Here is a 15,689-nt window from a genome sequence, read left to right as displayed (position 1 = left end):
GAAGCAGTAAATGCGCTGGTGCTCGGCTTACTGAGCAGCAGCGCTCCATTCCGCCAGGGTCGGGTAGTCGATGTAGCCTTCCGCACCACCGCCATACAGGGTGGCGGGGTTGAAACCGGCCAACGGTGCACCGGCCGCCAAACGCTCGACCAGATCGGGATTGCCAATGAACGGGCGACCGAAGGCGATCAGATCGGCGTGGTCCTCGGCGATCCGCGCGTTCGCCAGGTCGAGGTCGTAGCCGTTGTTGGCGATGTAAGTGTTTTTGAAACGCTGGCGCAGAGAGCCGAAATCGAACGGCGCGACATCGCGCGGCCCGCCGGTTGCGCCTTCGACCACGTGCAGATAAACGATGCCCAGCGCATCGAGTTGCTCGACGATGTAATCGAATTGCCCTTGCGGGTCGCTGCTCGAAACGCCGTTGGCCGGCGACACCGGCGAGAGGCGAATGCCGGTGCGATCTGCGCCAATCTCGGCGACGACCGCGGCCGTCACTTCCAGCAACAAGCGCGCACGATTTTCAATCGAGCCGCCGTAGGCATCGGTGCGCACGTTGGCGCCATCCTTGATGAATTGATCGAGCAGATAGCCGTTGGCACCGTGGATTTCCACACCATCAAACCCGGCAGCGATAGCGTTAACCGCTGCCTGACGAAAATCGTTGACGATCCCGGGCAGCTCGCTGATGTCCAGCGCGCGCGGCGCCGAAACGTCTTCAAAACGGTTGTTGACGAACACTTTGCTCGCCGGGCGTATCGCGGAGGGCGCTACTGGTGCGGCGCTGTTTTCTTGAAGATCAACATGTGAAACACGACCGACATGCCACAGTTGCAGAAAGATCTTCGCGCCTTTTTCGTGCACCGCAGCGGTCACCTTGCGCCAGCCATCGATCTGCGCCTGCGTGTAAATCCCCGGGGTGTCCTGATAGCCCTGGCCTTGTCGGGAGATCTGCGACGCCTCGGAAATCAGCAGGCCTGCAGAGGCGCGCTGACTGTAGTAGGTGGCTGCGAATTCACTGGGCACAAAGCCTTCGCCCGCTCGATTACGGGTCAGCGGCGCGAGAACGATGCGATTCGCCAGCGTCAGGGAGCCAAGCGTGTACGACGTGAACAGATTTTGATCGGTCATGGGGTTGGATCCGTGCCTGTGGATGAGCAGCGATAATGTCTGTCATTAGGATGATGATCGAAATCTAAACTGTCAACGGTTTTGATTATGGCTGACATCTATGTATCATCGGCGCATGATTTTTCAGCGGAGGTATTGCACGTGAGAGTCACCAAAGCCCAGGCCCAGGCAAACCGCGAGCACATCGTCGAGACCGCTTCGGAGTTGTTTCGTGAGCGAGGTTTTGACGGTGTCGGCGTCGCGGATCTCATGGCGGCTGCCGGATTCACCCACGGCGGTTTCTACAAACACTTTGGCTCGAAAGCCGACCTGATGTCCGAAGCTTCGGCCAACAGTCTTGCGCGCTCTTTGGTCGGTGCCGAAATGGTCGATGTTCAGGGCTTTGTCGACGTCTATGTGTCGAGGGAGCATCGGGACGGGCGGGGCAGCGGTTGCACCATGGCCGCTTTGTGCGGCGACGCAGCGCGTCAGTCTGACGATGTGAAAACGGCGTTTGCCGATGGGATCGAGCGCACGCTGCAGACGCTTGGCGACAAGTACCCGACAGGGCCCGACGCGGAATCTGGTGAGGGGCGAGTGAAAATGATCGACATGCTAGCGCGAGCGGTTGGCGCGATTATCCTGTCGCGGGCCTGCCCGGATGATTCAGCGCTGGCCGATGAAATACTTGCGGTGTGCCACGCTGAAATGACCGCCTCATTGTCGACTTCTACCAACAGTGAAGCAGAGGGTGGTTGATCGGTATTGTCCCTTTTGAGTTGACGGTGAAACGCGTTTCAGCCGATTTATCCCGTCCCTGTGCGTCAGTAATCTGTACCCAACTTGAACGCAACAACAAATTCAAAAACTCAAAAGGGACTCAGACCATGACCACTCCAACCTACAACCGCCTGAACAAAGACGACGCCATCGTGCTGCTGGTCGACCACCAGACCGGCCTGATTTCTCTGGTGCAGGACTTCTCGCCAAACGAATTCAAGAACAACGTGCTGGCCTTGGCCGACCTGGCCAAGTTCTTCGAACTGCCAACCATCCTCACCACCAGTTTCGAACAAGGCCCGAACGGCCCGCTGGTCCCGGAGCTGAAAGAGATGTTCCCGGACGCGCCGTACATCGCTCGTCCAGGCCAGATCAACGCCTGGGACAACGAAGACTTCGTCAAAGCGATCAAGGCCACCGGTCGCAAGCAGATCATCATTGCCGGTGTGGTGACCGATGTCTGCGTAGCGTTTCCGACCTTGTCGGCGCTGGCGGAAGGCTTTGATGTGTTTGTGGTGACCGACGCTTCCGGCACCTTCAATACCACTGTGCAACAAGCCGCGTGGAGCCGCATGACTCAGGCCGGTGCACAGATGATGAACTGGTTCTCGGTGGCGTGTGAGCTGCACCGTGACTGGCGCAACGACATTGAAGGCTTGGGCAACCTGCTGTCGCAACGGATCCCGAACTACCGCAACCTGATGAACAGCTACTCGGCGCTGACCGCTCAGCAGAAGTAAGCCTGCGCGATACAAACGAAAGCCTGCCATGAAAAGCAGGCTTTTATCATTTGTGCTGCGCCGATTTAATCAGCGTTAACTGGCCCACTCATCCCGAAACTGCAACAGAAAATCAACAAACGCCCGTACCCGTTGCGGCACATACCGACCGTGCGGGTACAACAATGTGTAGGGGCGCGAGCGGCCGGCGTACGGCTGGAGAACTTCGACGAGGCTGCCGTCGGCCAGCTCTTTTTCGACAATGAACTTGTACGTCTGGAAGACCCCGGCACCATGTTTGGCCAAGGTGACGCCGCCCAGTACATCGTCGGAGCACGAGTACCCCCCGTCGGAAAACACTTCGCGATCCTGCCCGTGTTCCTGAAACAGCCAGGAAATTCGCCGCCCGCTGCTCGGCAGTTCGAACTGAATGCACTCGTGTTGCACCAGATCCTCAAGCGTCTGCGGTGTGCCAGCCTTTTTCAGATAGTCGGGGGAGGCGACCACCACCAGTTTTGCATCCTCCAGCAGGCGCGCGACCATGGTCGAGTCCGGCTGCGCGCGGACGCGGATCGCCAGATCGTAGCCTTCGCCGACAAAGTCGATGTTGCGGTTGCCCAAGTGGATGTCGACGGTGACGTCAGGGTAGAGCGCGCGAAATTTTGGCAGCAGCGGCAGGATGCGGTGATGCCCGTAAGTGGTGGGCAGGCTGATGCGCAACAGCCCGGAGGGTGACGACTGTGCGCCCATGACTTCTTGTTGCGCTTCGACCAGTTGCGTCAGCGCCTGGCTGCACTGGACGAAAAAGTTTCTGCCAGCCTCGGTCAAGCGAATGCTGCGGGTGGTTCGGGCAAACAAGCGTGAGCCCAAGCGCTGTTCCAGACGCAGAATCGACCGGCTCACCGCTGCCGGCGTAACGCCTGCAAGCTGGGCGGCAGCGGTGAAACTGCCGGCTTCAGCGGCGAGGCAGAACAGTTCGATACTGCCCAGTTGCAAGTCATCAAAGTGGCGCTTCATGTGAGTACACCGAGGATCAACTGACATTTCATCCTCCGCCTTATCTCATGAAGCGGCACCGCCGGTACACACCGGCAGTGCTGCGCGGCGGTCTCAGTGGCCAGCGCTCTGACCACCGTCGACATGGAGGATTTCGCCGGTCACGAAGTTCGCGCCGTCCAGGTAGAGGATCGCTTGCACGATGTCATCGATTTCACCCATATGACCCACCGGGTGCAGGCTGCCGAGGGCGGCGTGAGTCTCTTCACCGTGCATCGGCGTTTTGATGATGCCCGGTGATACCGCGTTGACCCGAATGCCGCGCTTGGCGTACTCGATGGCCAGCGACTTGGTCGCTGCGTTGATGCCACCCTTGGTCAGCGAGGCGAGCACCGACGGTACGCCGTCAATCGCGTGGTCAACCAGGCTAGTGGTGACGCTGACGATGTGGCCGCTGGCGTTTTTCTCCATTTCGGCAATGGCCAATTGCGAGATATGGAAAAAGCCGCTCATGTTGGTCGCCACGACCTGTGAGTAGTCTTCTTTGCTGTATTCGGTGAAGGGTTTGGCGACGAAGATCCCGGCGTTATTGACCAGCGTGTCGATGCGCCCGAAACGTGCGACGGCTTCGCGGATCACCCGCTCGGCGGTTTGCGGGTCGGCGATGTCACCGGCGACGGCGAGAATATCCGGGTCGGTGGACGCTTTGATCGAGCGCGAGGTCGCGACAACCTGATAGCCGCGCTCACGGAAACCCTTGACCAGGCCTGCACCAATGCCTTGCGAGGCGCCGGTAATCACAACAACTTTCTTGGACGTGCTCATGATGTTTCCTCATGCAATCTGGATGGTTGAATAAACGGATGTCGCTGGTCAGGCGTGAGCCGGAAGCTGCGCTGCCTGACGTAATGCTTGCTCGTAATAAGCAATGGACTGGGAACCGGGGATGACCTGTTTGTCATCGATCACCATCGCCGGAACCGAATCGATACCGCGCTGCTGATAAAACCGTTCGAGTTCGCGCACGGCCTGGCTGAACTCAGCATTGGCCAGCACCTCTTGCGCACGCTGACTGTCGAGCCCGACTGCGCCTGCCAGCATCACCAGCGTGGCGTGGTCATTCGGGTTCAAGCCGTCAGTGAAGTAGGCCTTGAGCAAGGCTCGCTTCAACTCACGCTGACGGCCTTGTGTGGCGGCCCAGAACAGCAGTCGATGGGCATCGAAGGTGTTGTGGAAATGGCTGCGTTTTTCCAGGTCGAAGTGAAAACCGATCTGCTCGCCGCGTTCGATGATCATCGCGTTGCGATCCGCCACTTGCTCGGCACTGCGCCCGTATTTGCGCATCATGTGCTCGATGGCGTGCTCACCTTCGGCGGGCATGTCCGGGTTCAGTTCGAACGGTTTGTAGGTCAGTTCCACGTCGACTTCGCCGGCCAGATTCTGGATCGCTTGCTCCAGCGCAGTGACACCCAACGCGCACCAGGGGCAAACGACATCCGAGACGAAGTCGATTTTCACGGTACGACTCACGACTGCGAATCCGCTAACTGCTGGCGATATTCGGTGGTGGTGATGCCGGCATAACCCCAGTTATCGGTGTCGACTTCTTCGATGACGATGTGGGTGAGTTTCGGATCCTTGTGCAGAACCCGCTCCATCGTTTCGGTGATTTCCTTGATGACTTGGGCTTTCTGTTCCCGGGTCACGCCGTCACGGGTGATGCGTACGCTGATGAAAGGCATTTGAGGACTCTCCAGTCGCCGGCCCGTCGGAGTGATGGGCGGCTGTTGGAGAGAACTTTAAGAGGAGGGTGGGAGTTGATAAATGGGGTTTGAGGTACATCATTTGTGATGCGGTGTATCAAATGAGGGCGCGCGCCTTTCCAGCGAGACGCCGGCGCTCAGGCCAGCAGTTCGCTAATCCAGCGTGTCTGTTGCGTCAGGTCTTGCACCTTTCCATCCGGTAAACCCTGCTGCGCATGGGCGAGCTGGCTGAGCGTCTTCTGCTTGTGGCGAAGTTTGTGCTGCCATTTGCGCAGAAACTCGGGGCTGCGGGTCTGCATCTGCAAGGGGCCGAAGTACAGTTCCCTGGCGGAATAAGTCACCGGTTCGGCGCGCTCGGCAACGATGATTTCATAGTGGAAGCGGTTCTCCCGCAGCAGTTCTTCGCTGAGGATGCGATAGCCGTTTTCCATCAGCCATAGGCGCAGCGGTTGTTCGCCACCATTGGGTTGCAGGATCAGGCGTTCTTTGCCGCTCAAACGGGCTTTGCCGCTGTCGAGGATGTCGCGGATGGTTTCACCACCCATGCCGCAGATCGTGATGGCGGTAATCGCGTCGTCAGATTCGATGGCCGCCAGACCATCAGCCAGGCGCACGCTGATGTGGCGCTGCAGATCATTCTCGCGCACGGTGCGTGCGGCCGCGTGGAACGGCGTCGACGCGACTTCACCCGCCACGCCCGATGCGATCAGGCCACGGCGCATCAGCGCCACCGGCAGATAGCCGTGATCCGAGCCGATATCGGCCAGTCGCGCGCCGGCCGGCACGTGTGCAGCCACGCGCTCAAGGCGCATGGACAATGTCTGTTCGTTCAACGGCAACCCCTGTTCAACACAATCCTGCGGCCCGATGGCAGGCAAAGGGGTGCGACTCTGGCGAGCATCGCCGGGCCTGTCAAATCCCGGCGACGGAATTCAACGGCTGATTGGCAACACCGGGCTGCCCGTCAGCCGTTTGCGCTTAGCCCGCCAACGTCGCGTTGTCGATCACGAAGCGATATTTCACGTCACCCCTGAGCATGCGCTCGTAGGACTCGTTGATCTGGTCGGCGCGGATCAGTTCGATGTCGGAAACGATGCCGTGCTCGGCGCAGAAGTCGAGCATCTCCTGAGTTTCCGCAATGCCGCCGATCATCGAACCGGCAATCGTGCGGCGCTTCATGATCAGGTTGAAGACGTTCGGCGACGGGTGCGAGGTGGCTGGCGCGCCGACCAGCGTCAAGGCACCATCGCGCTTGAGCAGCACGAGGAAAGCATCGAGATCGTGCGGCGCCGCGACGGTGTTGAGGATCAGGTCGAAACTCTTGGCGTGCGCGGCCATTTCTTCGGCATTGCGCGACACCACAACCTCATCGGCGCCCAGCGCCCTGGCCGCTTCACGCTTGGATTCAGAGGTGGTGAACGCGACAACGTGGGCACCCAGAGCGTGAGCCAGTTTGATGCCCATGTGGCCGAGGCCACCGATGCCGACCACGCCGACTTTCTTGCCGGGACCGGCGTTCCAGTGGCGCAGTGGCGAGTAGGTGGTGATACCGGCACACAGCAGCGGCGCGACGGCGGCCAGTTGTGCCTCGGGATGACGGATGCGCAGCACGTAGCGTTCATGCACGACGATGTTTTGCGAATAGCCACCCAGCGTCCAGCCCGGTGCATCCGGCGTCGGGAAGTTATAGGTGCCGATCATGCTGTCGCAGTAGTTTTCCAGACCGCTTTCACAGTCATCGCAATGTTTGCAGCTGTCGACAATGCAGCCGACGCCGACCAGGTCACCGACCTTGTAGTCTGAAACATGGGCGCCAACGGCCGACACGCGACCGACGATCTCGTGCCCCGGTACGCAAGGAAATTGTGTGCCGGCCCATTCGGCGCGCACCTGGTGCAGGTCGGAATGGCAGATGCCACAAAACGCGATATCGATCTGCACATCATGGGCGGCCGGCGCGCGGCGCTTGATCTGCATCGGTTCAAGGGGTTTGTCGCCCGCGTGGGCGCCGTAGGCTTGTACAAGCATGGGAACATCCTCGATCGGTTTGTCGTAAGGCATTGTTTCTTTTCCAGCGCTGCGGGCACTAGTGCATTCCTGTGCAATCCTTGCCTGATCCTGTGCGTTGTTGTGACATTGCGCGGACAGACGCTCGTGGCGTTTGCAGGTAATCTCCCGGTTCACTGACGACAACAAAATCAAAACAGGAGTCATTGATGCAACCAATCCGTCTCGGTCTGGTGGGCTACGGCAAGATCGCCCAGGATCAACACGTCCCGGCAATCCTCGCCAATCCCGCTTTCCAGTTGGTCTCCGTCGCCACCCAAGGCAAGCCTTGTGCTGGCGTGGAAAATTTCCAATCGCTGAGTGAGTTGCTGGAAAACGGCCCGCCGGTTGACGCGATTGCCTTCTGCACCCCCCCGCAAGGGCGCTTTGCGCTGGTGCAGCAAGCACTGGCCGCCGGCAAACACGTGCTGGTGGAAAAGCCGCCGTGTGCCACGTTGGGCGAGGCAATGGCGCTGGTCGATCAGGCTGCCGGGCAGGGCGTCAGCGCATTGTTTGCCTGGCATTCACGCTACGCGCCCGGTATCGAAGCCGCTCGCGACTGGCTTGCCTCGCGCACTTTGCAAAGCGTGCAGATCGACTGGAAAGAAGATGTACGCAAATGGCACCCCGGCCAAACGTGGATCTGGCAACCCGGTGGTCTCGGCGTATTCGATCCGGGCATCAATGCCTTGTCGATCGTGACTCATTTACTGGCGCTGCCGCTGTTTGTCGAATCGGCCGAACTGCGCGTACCGAACAACTGCCAGTCACCGATTGCTGCGTCGATCAAAATGGCTGATGCGCATCAACTCGATGTGCGTGCGGAGTTCGACTTCGACCACGGCCATGATGAGCTGTGGAGTATCGAGGTGCGTTGCGCCGAAGGCGTTTTGCGCCTGGATAACGGTGGCGCGCTGTTGAGCATCGACGGCGTGCGCCAGGCGGTGTCGGAGGAGGGCGAGTACGCAGCGGTGTATCGGCATTTTCAGCAGTTGATTGGCGACAAGGCCAGCGATCTGGATGTGCAGCCGCTGCGCTTGGTGGCGGACAGTTTCTTTGTCGGGAGTCGAGTGTCGGTCGAGGCGTTTTACGATTAGAGGCCGGCTGGCCCGGCGCGGTTATTTCAGTCGCCAAGCGAAAGCCTGCCCTTGAACGGCAGGCTTTTTTCGTTGGAGCACCGTTCGTCCATTGCCCGGCACTTGCGCGGTGCCGTTGCCTCTCACGTTTAAGCGCGGATATCCCGCGTACAAGAACGGAGAAACAAGCATGGACATCGATGAAAATGCGCCGGGCAACCGGTCACAGCAAGACGTGACACGAACGACGGACAATGAGACGGGGCATGATCCGAAACGCAACCAGCCCGAGGTTCCGTTGCCCGCCGATGAAGAGTCGCCGGTCGATGAAGACATGACGGATGTGACGGCCAACAACTCGGTGTCGAGCGAGCATCCCGAGTCGCAATGACCGGTCTAGTGCGACGATACGAATTCGCAAGGCGTTGTCGGCGGCGGCAATGAGTACGTCGCCTTCATCCATTCAATCTCCGCCTGTGGCGTCCGGCCGAAAAAACGTTTGAACTCGCGACTGAATTGCGAGGCGCTTTCATAACCGACGTCGAACGCCGCCGCCGATGCGCTCATGGCTTGGCGCAGCATCAGCAGTCGCGCCTGATGCAGGCGTGTCGACTTCAGGTACTGCATCGGCGAGGTATCGGTCACGCTGCGAAAGTGCAGGTGAAAACTCGGCACGCTCATACTCGCTTCGTGGGCCAACTGCTCGACGTCGAGGCGCTGCTGATAACAGCTGTGAATCTTGCGGATCGCCCGGCTCACCTTGCCGAAATGCCCGCGACGATGCAGCGCGGCACGCATTGATCCACCTTGCTCGCCCGTGAGGATGCGGTAATAGATCTCACGTACCAGCGCCGGCCCGAGAATTTGCGCTTCACCGGCGACGCTCATCGCCTCGAGAAAACGCAGGGTCGTGGTGCGCAGCGCGTCGTCCATCGGCGAGGCGTACATGCCTTTTGGCTCAGCATCGCTGACGCCATGCACCTCATCGACTTGCAACATCAACTCGCTGGCCAGCTGAAAGTCCAGTTGCATGTAAATCGCGAGCATCGGCTCGGCTGCCGTGGCGTCGGTCTCCATGGTGAAGGGGATGGGCACGGACACCACCAGATAATGCTGCGCGTCATAGACGTAGGTGTCCCCACCCAGATAACCGCGCTTGCGACCCTGGCAGAGGATGACAATGCCGGGGTCGTACAACACCGGCGTGCGGGTCAGTGGGCGATTCGAGCGCAGGAAGCGCACGTCATCGAGCGCGCTGAGGTTGTAGCCCTCGACCGGCGCGAGGACTTCCATCAGTTGCACCATGCGCGCGGTGCTTGCATCGACCTGCGTCATCACATCCTCTCTCAATGATCGGTGGACCGGGTCAACGCTTCCCATTGATCTATCTCGTTGGCCGCATATTTCAGTTTGTCACGGACCAGACTCAAGGCGTCACTGCCCAGCAGCAAGTGGGCGGGTGGTGCCGGGCTGGCGATGATCTGCAACATCGCTTGGGCCGCTTTTTGCGGATCGCCCAGCTGTTTGCCGCTTTTCTCCTCCCGCGCTTTACGGATAGGGTCGAAACTGGCGTCGTAGTCGGCAATGCTGCGCTCGGTGCGTTGCATCGAACGACCCGCCCAATCGGTACGGAACGAGCCCGGTGCCACGGCAGTGACGAAAATGTTAAAGGGCCGCAGCTCCTTGCTCAGGGTATCTGAGATCCCTTCGAGGGCAAATTTGCTGCCGCAGTAATAGGCGATGCCCGGCATGGTGATGGTGCCGCCCATGGAGGTGATATTGAGGATATGCCCCGCGCGGCGCTCGCGAAAGAACGGCAAACAGGCTTTGATCATCGCCACGGCACCGAACACGTTGACGTCGAACTGACGGCGCATCTCCTGCAAGGGTGATTCTTCGAAAACGCCTTCGTGGCCATAACCGGCGTTGTTGACCAGCACGTCGATCGGGCCGTGTGTGGCTTCGACTTGCGCAACGACACTGTCGATCCGCTCGAAATCAGTGACATCCAGCAGCACGCCGCAAGCGTTGTCCGGGGACAGTGCCTGAAAATTTTTCAGGTCGGTTTCATTGCGCACAGTACCGATCACGCGGTGGCCGTTGGCAATGGCTTCCTTGGCCAGCGCATGGCCGAAACCGCTGCTGACGCCGGTGATGAACAGGGTTTTGCTTGGTTTCATGACGGTCTCCAATGACTCGGGTGTGACGTCATGGTAGCCACCACACAAGCGGTAACCTATGCCGGTTTGTCTTGCAGCCTTGCCTATTTCTATCAGGCGCTCGTGATGTTCAGAAAAAACGGTGGCAGCGCCGCTAAGCACGCTCACGGTCGATCTTGCCGTTCTGTGGCCGTCAGAAACGTGCCAGTCGATAGGGCGCGCCACTTGGCAAAGCCGTTGCCGGGATTGCATCTGCGCCCGTCATCCGCACCACCATCTCCGCAGTCACCGCCGCCTGTGTCAGCCCCAGATGCTGGTGCCCAAAAGCAAGCAACACCTTGCCCCCACAGACCTGATCAATCACTGGCAACGAATCCGGTAACGACGGTCGAAAACCCATCCACGGCGTCGCCGCTTCAGCGCTCAGATCCCTGCGAAACAAGCCCTGACTCAATCGATGCAACTGCCACGCGCGTTCCATGCTCGGCGGTTTTTCCAGACCGGCGAACTCGACGGTACCCGCCAACCGCAACCCCTCGGACATCGGCGTCATGATGAATTTGCGCTCCAGTGAGGTCACGGGGAAGGGCAGTCGGTCGTGTTCCTGGGGCAGCATCAGGTGATAACCGCGCTCGGTGTCCAGCGGTACTTTTTTGCCGGTGAGGGCGGCGGTGAGTTTCGCCGAATGTGCACCGCAGGCAATCAGCACGCGGCTGGCAGTCAGACCGCCATTGCCGGTGGTCAGCGTCACCCCGTGCTCTTGCACATAGCCACCCTGAACCTGCTGCTGTACGAAGCTCACGCCGCTGGTCTTGGCCGCTTCGACCAATTCACACACCACGCGATACGGGTCGATGAAGTGCCCGGTGCGCGGAAAAAACAAGCCGCCCTGAATGTGTTCGCTGAGTTGCGGCGCGGTTTCGCGTATGGCGCTGGCTTGCCAGTAGTCGACCGCTACCTGCTGCTGAGCCATGCGCGCTTGCAGCGCTTCGATGGCGTGACGGGATTCAGGCTTTTCGAACACCAGCAATGAGCCGTCGACCCTGAGGAGATCGGGCCGCTGGATATCGGCGAGCAAGCGCTGCCAGGCCTCCAGACTGCTTTCATTGAGTGCGCGCAATCCGGCCACGGTGTTCTGAAAAGGCGCCCGACGCAGATTCAGTAACAACCGGGTGAACCACGGCAAGGCGCGCGGCAGGTATTTCCAGTCCAGCCTCAGTGGTCCCATAGGGTCCATCAGCATCGCCGGCAAGTGCTTGAGGATGGACGCGTCGGCAATCGGAAACACCTGCTCGGTCGCCAGATGCCCGGCGTTGCCGAACGAAGCGCCATGGCCGGGTGGCTGCCGATCGATCACCACCACGCGCAACCCTTGGCGAGCCAGACGCAATGCACAGGCGACGCCGATGATGCCTGCGCCAACCACGGCGATGTCATGGTAAACGTTATTGGCCATGGTGCAGAGCTTCCCTTTGCCCATCGAGCAGACGACGCAATTGCAGCGGATTGGCCTGCTTCAGTGCGGTCGGCAACAGGCTGTCCGGGAAGTCCTGATAGCACACCGGACGCAGAAAACGCAGGATCGCCGCTGAACCCACGGATGTCGTTCGCGAGTCTGAGGTTGCCGGGAACGGCCCGCCATGCACCATTGCGTCACACACCTCGACCCCGGTGGGCCAGCCGTTGACCAGCAACCGACCGGCCTTGCGCTCCAGTGTCGGCAGCAATGCACGCGCCTGTTCCAGGTCTTGCTCATCCAGATGCAATGTCGCGGTCAACTGGCCCTCCAGATGTTCGGTGACCTGGCGGATTTCAGCCTCACTGCTGCATTGCACGATCAGCGCGGCCGCCCCGAACGCTTCGGCTTGCAGCCTGTGATCGGTGAGAAAGTCGGCGGCCTCGGTGACGAACAGGTGCGCCTGACATTGGTTCGGGCCGGTGCTGGCCTGACCGATGCCGGTGATGCGTGCTGCGGCATTCCCGGCCAGTGAATTCACAGCAGATTCGTAAGCGCTGAAAATGCCCGGTGTCAGCATCGTCTGCGCCGGACTGCGTTGAATGATCTCGGCGGTGGCGGCAATAAACCTGTCCAGCGCCGGTCCTTTCAAGGCAATCAGCAAGCCCGGATTGGTGCAGAACTGGCCCGCGCCGAGTGTCAGCGAGGCCACAAACCCTTCAGCCAACGCCTGCGTGCGATTGTCCAGCGCCGTCGGAAACAGCAGCACCGGATTGATCGAACTCATTTCCGCGTACACCGGAATCGGTTCGGGTCTGGCCTGTGCCGCTTGAATCAACGCCAGGCCACCGCTGCGCGAACCGGTAAATGCCACCGCTTTGATCCGTGAATCTGTGACCAGTGCGATGCCCACTTCGCGGCCGGAACCGTACAGCAACGAGAACACGCCTTCCGGCAAGCCAGAGTTTTTTACCGCCCGAGCAACCGCGCGACCGATCAGTTCGCTGGTGCCGGGATGCGCGCTGTGCGCCTTGACGATCACCGGGCAACCGGCGGCCAATGCTGACGCGGTGTCACCGCCTGCCACCGAAAATGCCAGCGGAAAATTGCTCGCACCAAACACCGCGACCGGCCCCAGCGCGATCTGACGCTGACGCAGATCCGCACGCGGCAGCGGCTGGCGTTGCGGTTGTGCGCTATCGACACGCACATCCAGCCATTCGCCGGCGCGCACCGTGCGGGCGAACATTCTTAATTGCTGACAAGTACGCCCGCGTTCGCCCAGTAAACGCGCACGCGGCAGGCCGCTTTCGGCGTGGGCGCGGTCGATCAGTTCATCGCCGATGGCTTCGATTTCCATGGCGATACTTTCGAGAAAATCAGCGCGAACATTCAGCGCCGTTTCGCGATAAACATCGAACGCTGCCCAAGCCAGAGCACAGGCCTGTTCGACATGCTCGGCCGATCCGCCGGCATACGCTGGCGCCAGCGTTTCATTGGTAGCCGGATTGGTCCCGCGAATGGCGGCGCGATGGCCAGCAACCGTGTGCTGTCCGATCAGCATGTGGCCCGTCAGAGTCATGGTGTCTTCCTGAAAAAAAAGGGGGGGCCTGCCGCGCCTCACAAGGCTTCGCGGCAGGTGAGGGTAAGACGATCAGGCGAAGTTCTGTTCCGCCAACCAGTTCTCGTACCAGTGACGGAACAGCGAATACTGCTTCTCGGCATAACGCCGCTGCGAATCGCTCAACGCATCGGTTTCGTTGAAGTGCAGGGTGTATTCCTTATCGCCGTTGAGCACCATCAGGTGCTTGTAATACAGCACCAGATCGCAGCCCTCATCGAACGACGACAACACGGCCAGCGCCGATTCCAGTTCCCGCGCCTGACGGCGGGCCTTGGCGTCACCCTTGGCCGCTTGCTTGCTTAGCGCCACCAGTTGCAGTACTTCGCGGGGCAGAGCGTTGCCGATGCCGGTGATGGCGCCGGTGGCGTTGCAGTTGACGAAACCGTGCACCACTTGCGTGTCGACGCCGACCATCAGGGTCACGTCATCGTCCTTGGAGGTGATGTTTTCGGCGGCATAACGCAGGTCGGCGCCACCGCCGAATTCCTTGAAGCCGATCAGGTTCGGGTACTCGCGGCGCAGTTCGAAGAACAGGTCGGCGCGGGTGGCGAAGCCGTAGTAAGGGCTGTTGTAGATCACTGCTGGCAGGTTTGGCGCGGCTTGCAGAATCGCTGCGAAGTGGGCTTTTTGCGCAGTGACCGAAGCGCCACGGGACAGCACGCGGGGGATTACCATCAGACCCTGAGCGCCGACTTTTGCCGCGTGGGCCGCGTGGGAAACCGCTTCACGAGAGTTCACTGCGCCGGTACCGACAATGGTTGGAACCCCGGCGGCGACCAGACGCGCCACGCCTTCCTGACGTTCGGCTTCGGTCAGCAGCGGCCAGTCACCCATCGAGCCGCAATAGACTACGGCGCTCATGCCGATATCGATCAGCTCGCGACCCTTGGCGACCAGCGCATCGAAGTCCGGTTTGCGTTGGGCGGTGCACGGGGTCATCAGGGCTGGCATGCAACCGGTGAAGATGTTGTCGCTCATTGTTTTTAACTCCTTGGCACATCATTCAAATTGAGGTGAAAAGCCCGCGCGGTGGCTCAGATGCCCCACGCGAACGGGTCTGCTTCGTCGATCAGTAAGGTGCTGTCGGCGGTCATGTAGGCGCGGCCAGTGATGTACGGGCGAATGTGTTCGCCTTGCCATTCGAAGCGGCCTTCGAACTGGCTGCCAGTGATGCTCGCCTGCACCCAGGTCACGCCGGGTTGCAGCTTGTCGTCGGCGGCCAGACAGGCGAGTTTGGCGCTGGTGCCGGTGCCGCACGGGGAGCGGTCGTAGGCTTTGCCGGGGCACATGACGAAGTTGCGGCTGTCGGCAACGGCGTCGTCTGCGAACAGTTCGATGTGATCGATGACGGCACCGTCCTCGCCGTAGATGCCTTGGTCTTCGAGGGCCTTGAGCATCGCCCAGGTGTAAGCGGTGAGGCGTTCGACGTGGTCCATCGTCAGCGTCTGACCGTGCTCGGAAACGAGGAAAAACCAGTTGCCGCCATAGGCGATGTCGCCGAAGACACGGCCGAATCCTGGAACATCCACCGGCACCTGTTTGCGGTGGCGATAAGCGGGCACGTTGCCCAAGGTGACGGTTCCGTCGTCATGCAACGTGGCGCTGACCGTGCCGACGGGCGTGTCGATTTTGTGGATGCCCGGTTGGATTTTTCCCAAGTACTGCAATGAATTGATCAAGCCGATGGTGCCGTGGCCGCACATGCCCAGATAGCCGGCGTTGTTGAAGAAAATCACCCCGCAAGTGGCGTCCGGCGAGACCGGCTCGCAATACAACGCGCCGACCAGCACATCGTTACCGCGCGGTTCCAGCAGGCAGGCGCGGCGCCATTGATCATGCTGTGTGCGCAGCGCATCGCGTTTTTCCACCATGCTGTTGCCGGGCAGGTCGGGGAAGCCTGTCATCACCAGACGCGTGGGTTCACCGCCGGTGTGTGAATCAATGACGTGTAGTTCTTTCATGG

General features: G+C 60.3%; 17 protein-coding genes. 4 read left to right on the top strand and 13 right to left on the bottom strand.

From position 1 onward, the window contains the following. Positions 1-27: 27 nt before the first annotated feature. Complete coding sequence (locus tag ACZ0A4_RS11285; protein ID WP_463574723.1) at positions 28-1,128, bottom strand: alkene reductase; 1,101 nt, start codon at positions 1,126-1,128, stop codon at positions 28-30. Between the two features lie 141 nt (positions 1,129-1,269). Between ACZ0A4_RS11285 and ACZ0A4_RS11280 the strand changes: the two genes are divergently transcribed. Both ACZ0A4_RS11280 and ycaC read left to right on the top strand, forming a co-directional pair. Further along, positions 1,270-1,866 (top strand): TetR family transcriptional regulator, encoded by a 597-nt coding sequence (locus tag ACZ0A4_RS11280; protein WP_463577541.1) that lies wholly within the window; start codon positions 1,270-1,272, stop codon positions 1,864-1,866. Positions 1,867-1,994: 128 nt separating this feature from the next. After that, complete coding sequence (gene ycaC / locus ACZ0A4_RS11275; RefSeq protein WP_007916011.1) at positions 1,995-2,627, top strand: isochorismate family cysteine hydrolase YcaC; 633 nt, start codon at positions 1,995-1,997, stop codon at positions 2,625-2,627. 75 nt (positions 2,628-2,702) lie between these two features. Here ycaC and ACZ0A4_RS11270 read toward each other — a convergent pair whose 3' ends face one another. From ACZ0A4_RS11270 to ACZ0A4_RS11245, 6 genes are all read right to left on the bottom strand, one after another. Then, on the bottom strand, positions 2,703-3,623 hold the full coding sequence (locus ACZ0A4_RS11270) for a LysR family transcriptional regulator (RefSeq protein ID WP_463574721.1): 921 nt from the start codon (positions 3,621-3,623) through the stop codon (positions 2,703-2,705). Between the two features lie 93 nt (positions 3,624-3,716). Then, on the bottom strand, positions 3,717-4,427 hold the full coding sequence (locus ACZ0A4_RS11265; RefSeq protein WP_463574720.1) for an SDR family NAD(P)-dependent oxidoreductase: 711 nt from the start codon (positions 4,425-4,427) through the stop codon (positions 3,717-3,719). A gap of 48 nt (positions 4,428-4,475) precedes the next feature. Then, the gene (locus tag ACZ0A4_RS11260; protein WP_463574719.1) at positions 4,476-5,132 is read right to left on the bottom strand and encodes a DsbA family oxidoreductase; all 657 of its coding nucleotides are present in this window, start codon (positions 5,130-5,132) and stop codon (positions 4,476-4,478) included. Then, positions 5,129-5,344 carry a tautomerase family protein gene (locus ACZ0A4_RS11255; RefSeq protein ID WP_007916028.1) on the bottom strand — a complete coding sequence of 72 codons (216 nt, stop codon included), beginning with the start codon at positions 5,342-5,344 and terminating at the stop codon, positions 5,129-5,131. Before ACZ0A4_RS11255 ends, ACZ0A4_RS11260 begins: the two co-directional genes overlap by 4 nt. Before the next feature lie 158 nt (positions 5,345-5,502). Next, entirely contained in the window at positions 5,503-6,198 is a 696-nt protein-coding gene (locus ACZ0A4_RS11250; protein ID WP_463574718.1) for a tRNA (adenine(22)-N(1))-methyltransferase, read from the bottom strand. Between the two features lie 145 nt (positions 6,199-6,343). After that, complete coding sequence (locus ACZ0A4_RS11245; RefSeq protein ID WP_463574716.1) at positions 6,344-7,393, bottom strand: NAD(P)-dependent alcohol dehydrogenase; 1,050 nt, start codon at positions 7,391-7,393, stop codon at positions 6,344-6,346. 188 nt (positions 7,394-7,581) lie between these two features. Here ACZ0A4_RS11245 and ACZ0A4_RS11240 point away from each other — a divergent pair, with 188 nt between their 5' ends. Beyond that, complete coding sequence (locus ACZ0A4_RS11240) at positions 7,582-8,508, top strand: Gfo/Idh/MocA family protein (RefSeq protein WP_463574714.1); 927 nt, start codon at positions 7,582-7,584, stop codon at positions 8,506-8,508. 169 nt (positions 8,509-8,677) lie between these two features. Continuing rightward, on the top strand, positions 8,678-8,878 hold the full coding sequence (locus tag ACZ0A4_RS11235) for a hypothetical protein (protein WP_463574713.1): 201 nt from the start codon (positions 8,678-8,680) through the stop codon (positions 8,876-8,878). Between the two features lie 5 nt (positions 8,879-8,883). Here ACZ0A4_RS11235 and ACZ0A4_RS11230 read toward each other — a convergent pair whose 3' ends face one another. The 6 genes from ACZ0A4_RS11230 to ACZ0A4_RS11205 form a co-directional block, all read right to left on the bottom strand. Further along, positions 8,884-9,822, bottom strand: coding sequence for an AraC family transcriptional regulator (locus ACZ0A4_RS11230; RefSeq protein WP_463574712.1), 939 nt, complete (start codon positions 9,820-9,822; stop codon positions 8,884-8,886). 11 nt (positions 9,823-9,833) lie between these two features. After that, a complete protein-coding gene (locus ACZ0A4_RS11225) occupies positions 9,834-10,667 on the bottom strand; it encodes an oxidoreductase (protein WP_463574711.1) in 834 nt (277 codons plus the stop codon). A gap of 172 nt (positions 10,668-10,839) precedes the next feature. Next, positions 10,840-12,102 carry an NAD(P)/FAD-dependent oxidoreductase gene (locus ACZ0A4_RS11220; protein ID WP_463574709.1) on the bottom strand — a complete coding sequence of 421 codons (1,263 nt, stop codon included), beginning with the start codon at positions 12,100-12,102 and terminating at the stop codon, positions 10,840-10,842. Beyond that, positions 12,092-13,684 carry an aldehyde dehydrogenase (NADP(+)) gene (locus tag ACZ0A4_RS11215; RefSeq protein WP_463574707.1) on the bottom strand — a complete coding sequence of 531 codons (1,593 nt, stop codon included), beginning with the start codon at positions 13,682-13,684 and terminating at the stop codon, positions 12,092-12,094. Before ACZ0A4_RS11215 ends, ACZ0A4_RS11220 begins: the two co-directional genes overlap by 11 nt. A gap of 72 nt (positions 13,685-13,756) precedes the next feature. Beyond that, positions 13,757-14,704 (bottom strand): dihydrodipicolinate synthase family protein, encoded by a 948-nt coding sequence (locus ACZ0A4_RS11210; protein WP_463574706.1) that lies wholly within the window; start codon positions 14,702-14,704, stop codon positions 13,757-13,759. Between the two features lie 56 nt (positions 14,705-14,760). After that, positions 14,761-15,687: a 4-hydroxyproline epimerase gene (locus ACZ0A4_RS11205; RefSeq protein ID WP_463574705.1), complete on the bottom strand. Its 927-nt coding sequence runs from the start codon at positions 15,685-15,687 to the stop codon at positions 14,761-14,763. Positions 15,688-15,689: the final 2 nt, after the last annotated feature.

It is taken from the genome of Pseudomonas sp. AC172 (assembly GCF_979258595.1).
Note: the sequence above shows the minus strand (reverse complement) of the source record. Positions and strands in the feature narration are given on the sequence as shown.

Coding starts and splice junctions, on each gene's coding strand:
- ACZ0A4_RS11255 (WP_007916028.1), bottom strand. CDS start 5,344: ATGCCTTTCATCAGCGTACGCATCACCCGTGACGGCGTGACCCGGGAA.
- ACZ0A4_RS11235 (WP_463574713.1), top strand. CDS start 8,678: ATGGACATCGATGAAAATGCGCCGGGCAACCGGTCACAGCAAGACGTG.
- ycaC (WP_007916011.1), top strand. CDS start 1,995: ATGACCACTCCAACCTACAACCGCCTGAACAAAGACGACGCCATCGTG.
- ACZ0A4_RS11285 (WP_463574723.1), bottom strand. CDS start 1,128: ATGACCGATCAAAATCTGTTCACGTCGTACACGCTTGGCTCCCTGACG.
- ACZ0A4_RS11265 (WP_463574720.1), bottom strand. CDS start 4,427: ATGAGCACGTCCAAGAAAGTTGTTGTGATTACCGGCGCCTCGCAAGGC.
- ACZ0A4_RS11240 (WP_463574714.1), top strand. CDS start 7,582: ATGCAACCAATCCGTCTCGGTCTGGTGGGCTACGGCAAGATCGCCCAG.
- ACZ0A4_RS11230 (WP_463574712.1), bottom strand. CDS start 9,822: ATGACGCAGGTCGATGCAAGCACCGCGCGCATGGTGCAACTGATGGAA.
- ACZ0A4_RS11215 (WP_463574707.1), bottom strand. CDS start 13,684: ATGACTCTGACGGGCCACATGCTGATCGGACAGCACACGGTTGCTGGC.
- ACZ0A4_RS11270 (WP_463574721.1), bottom strand. CDS start 3,623: ATGAAGCGCCACTTTGATGACTTGCAACTGGGCAGTATCGAACTGTTC.
- ACZ0A4_RS11220 (WP_463574709.1), bottom strand. CDS start 12,102: ATGGCCAATAACGTTTACCATGACATCGCCGTGGTTGGCGCAGGCATC.
- ACZ0A4_RS11210 (WP_463574706.1), bottom strand. CDS start 14,704: ATGAGCGACAACATCTTCACCGGTTGCATGCCAGCCCTGATGACCCCG.
- ACZ0A4_RS11205 (WP_463574705.1), bottom strand. CDS start 15,687: ATGAAAGAACTACACGTCATTGATTCACACACCGGCGGTGAACCCACG.
- ACZ0A4_RS11245 (WP_463574716.1), bottom strand. CDS start 7,393: ATGCTTGTACAAGCCTACGGCGCCCACGCGGGCGACAAACCCCTTGAA.
- ACZ0A4_RS11225 (WP_463574711.1), bottom strand. CDS start 10,667: ATGAAACCAAGCAAAACCCTGTTCATCACCGGCGTCAGCAGCGGTTTC.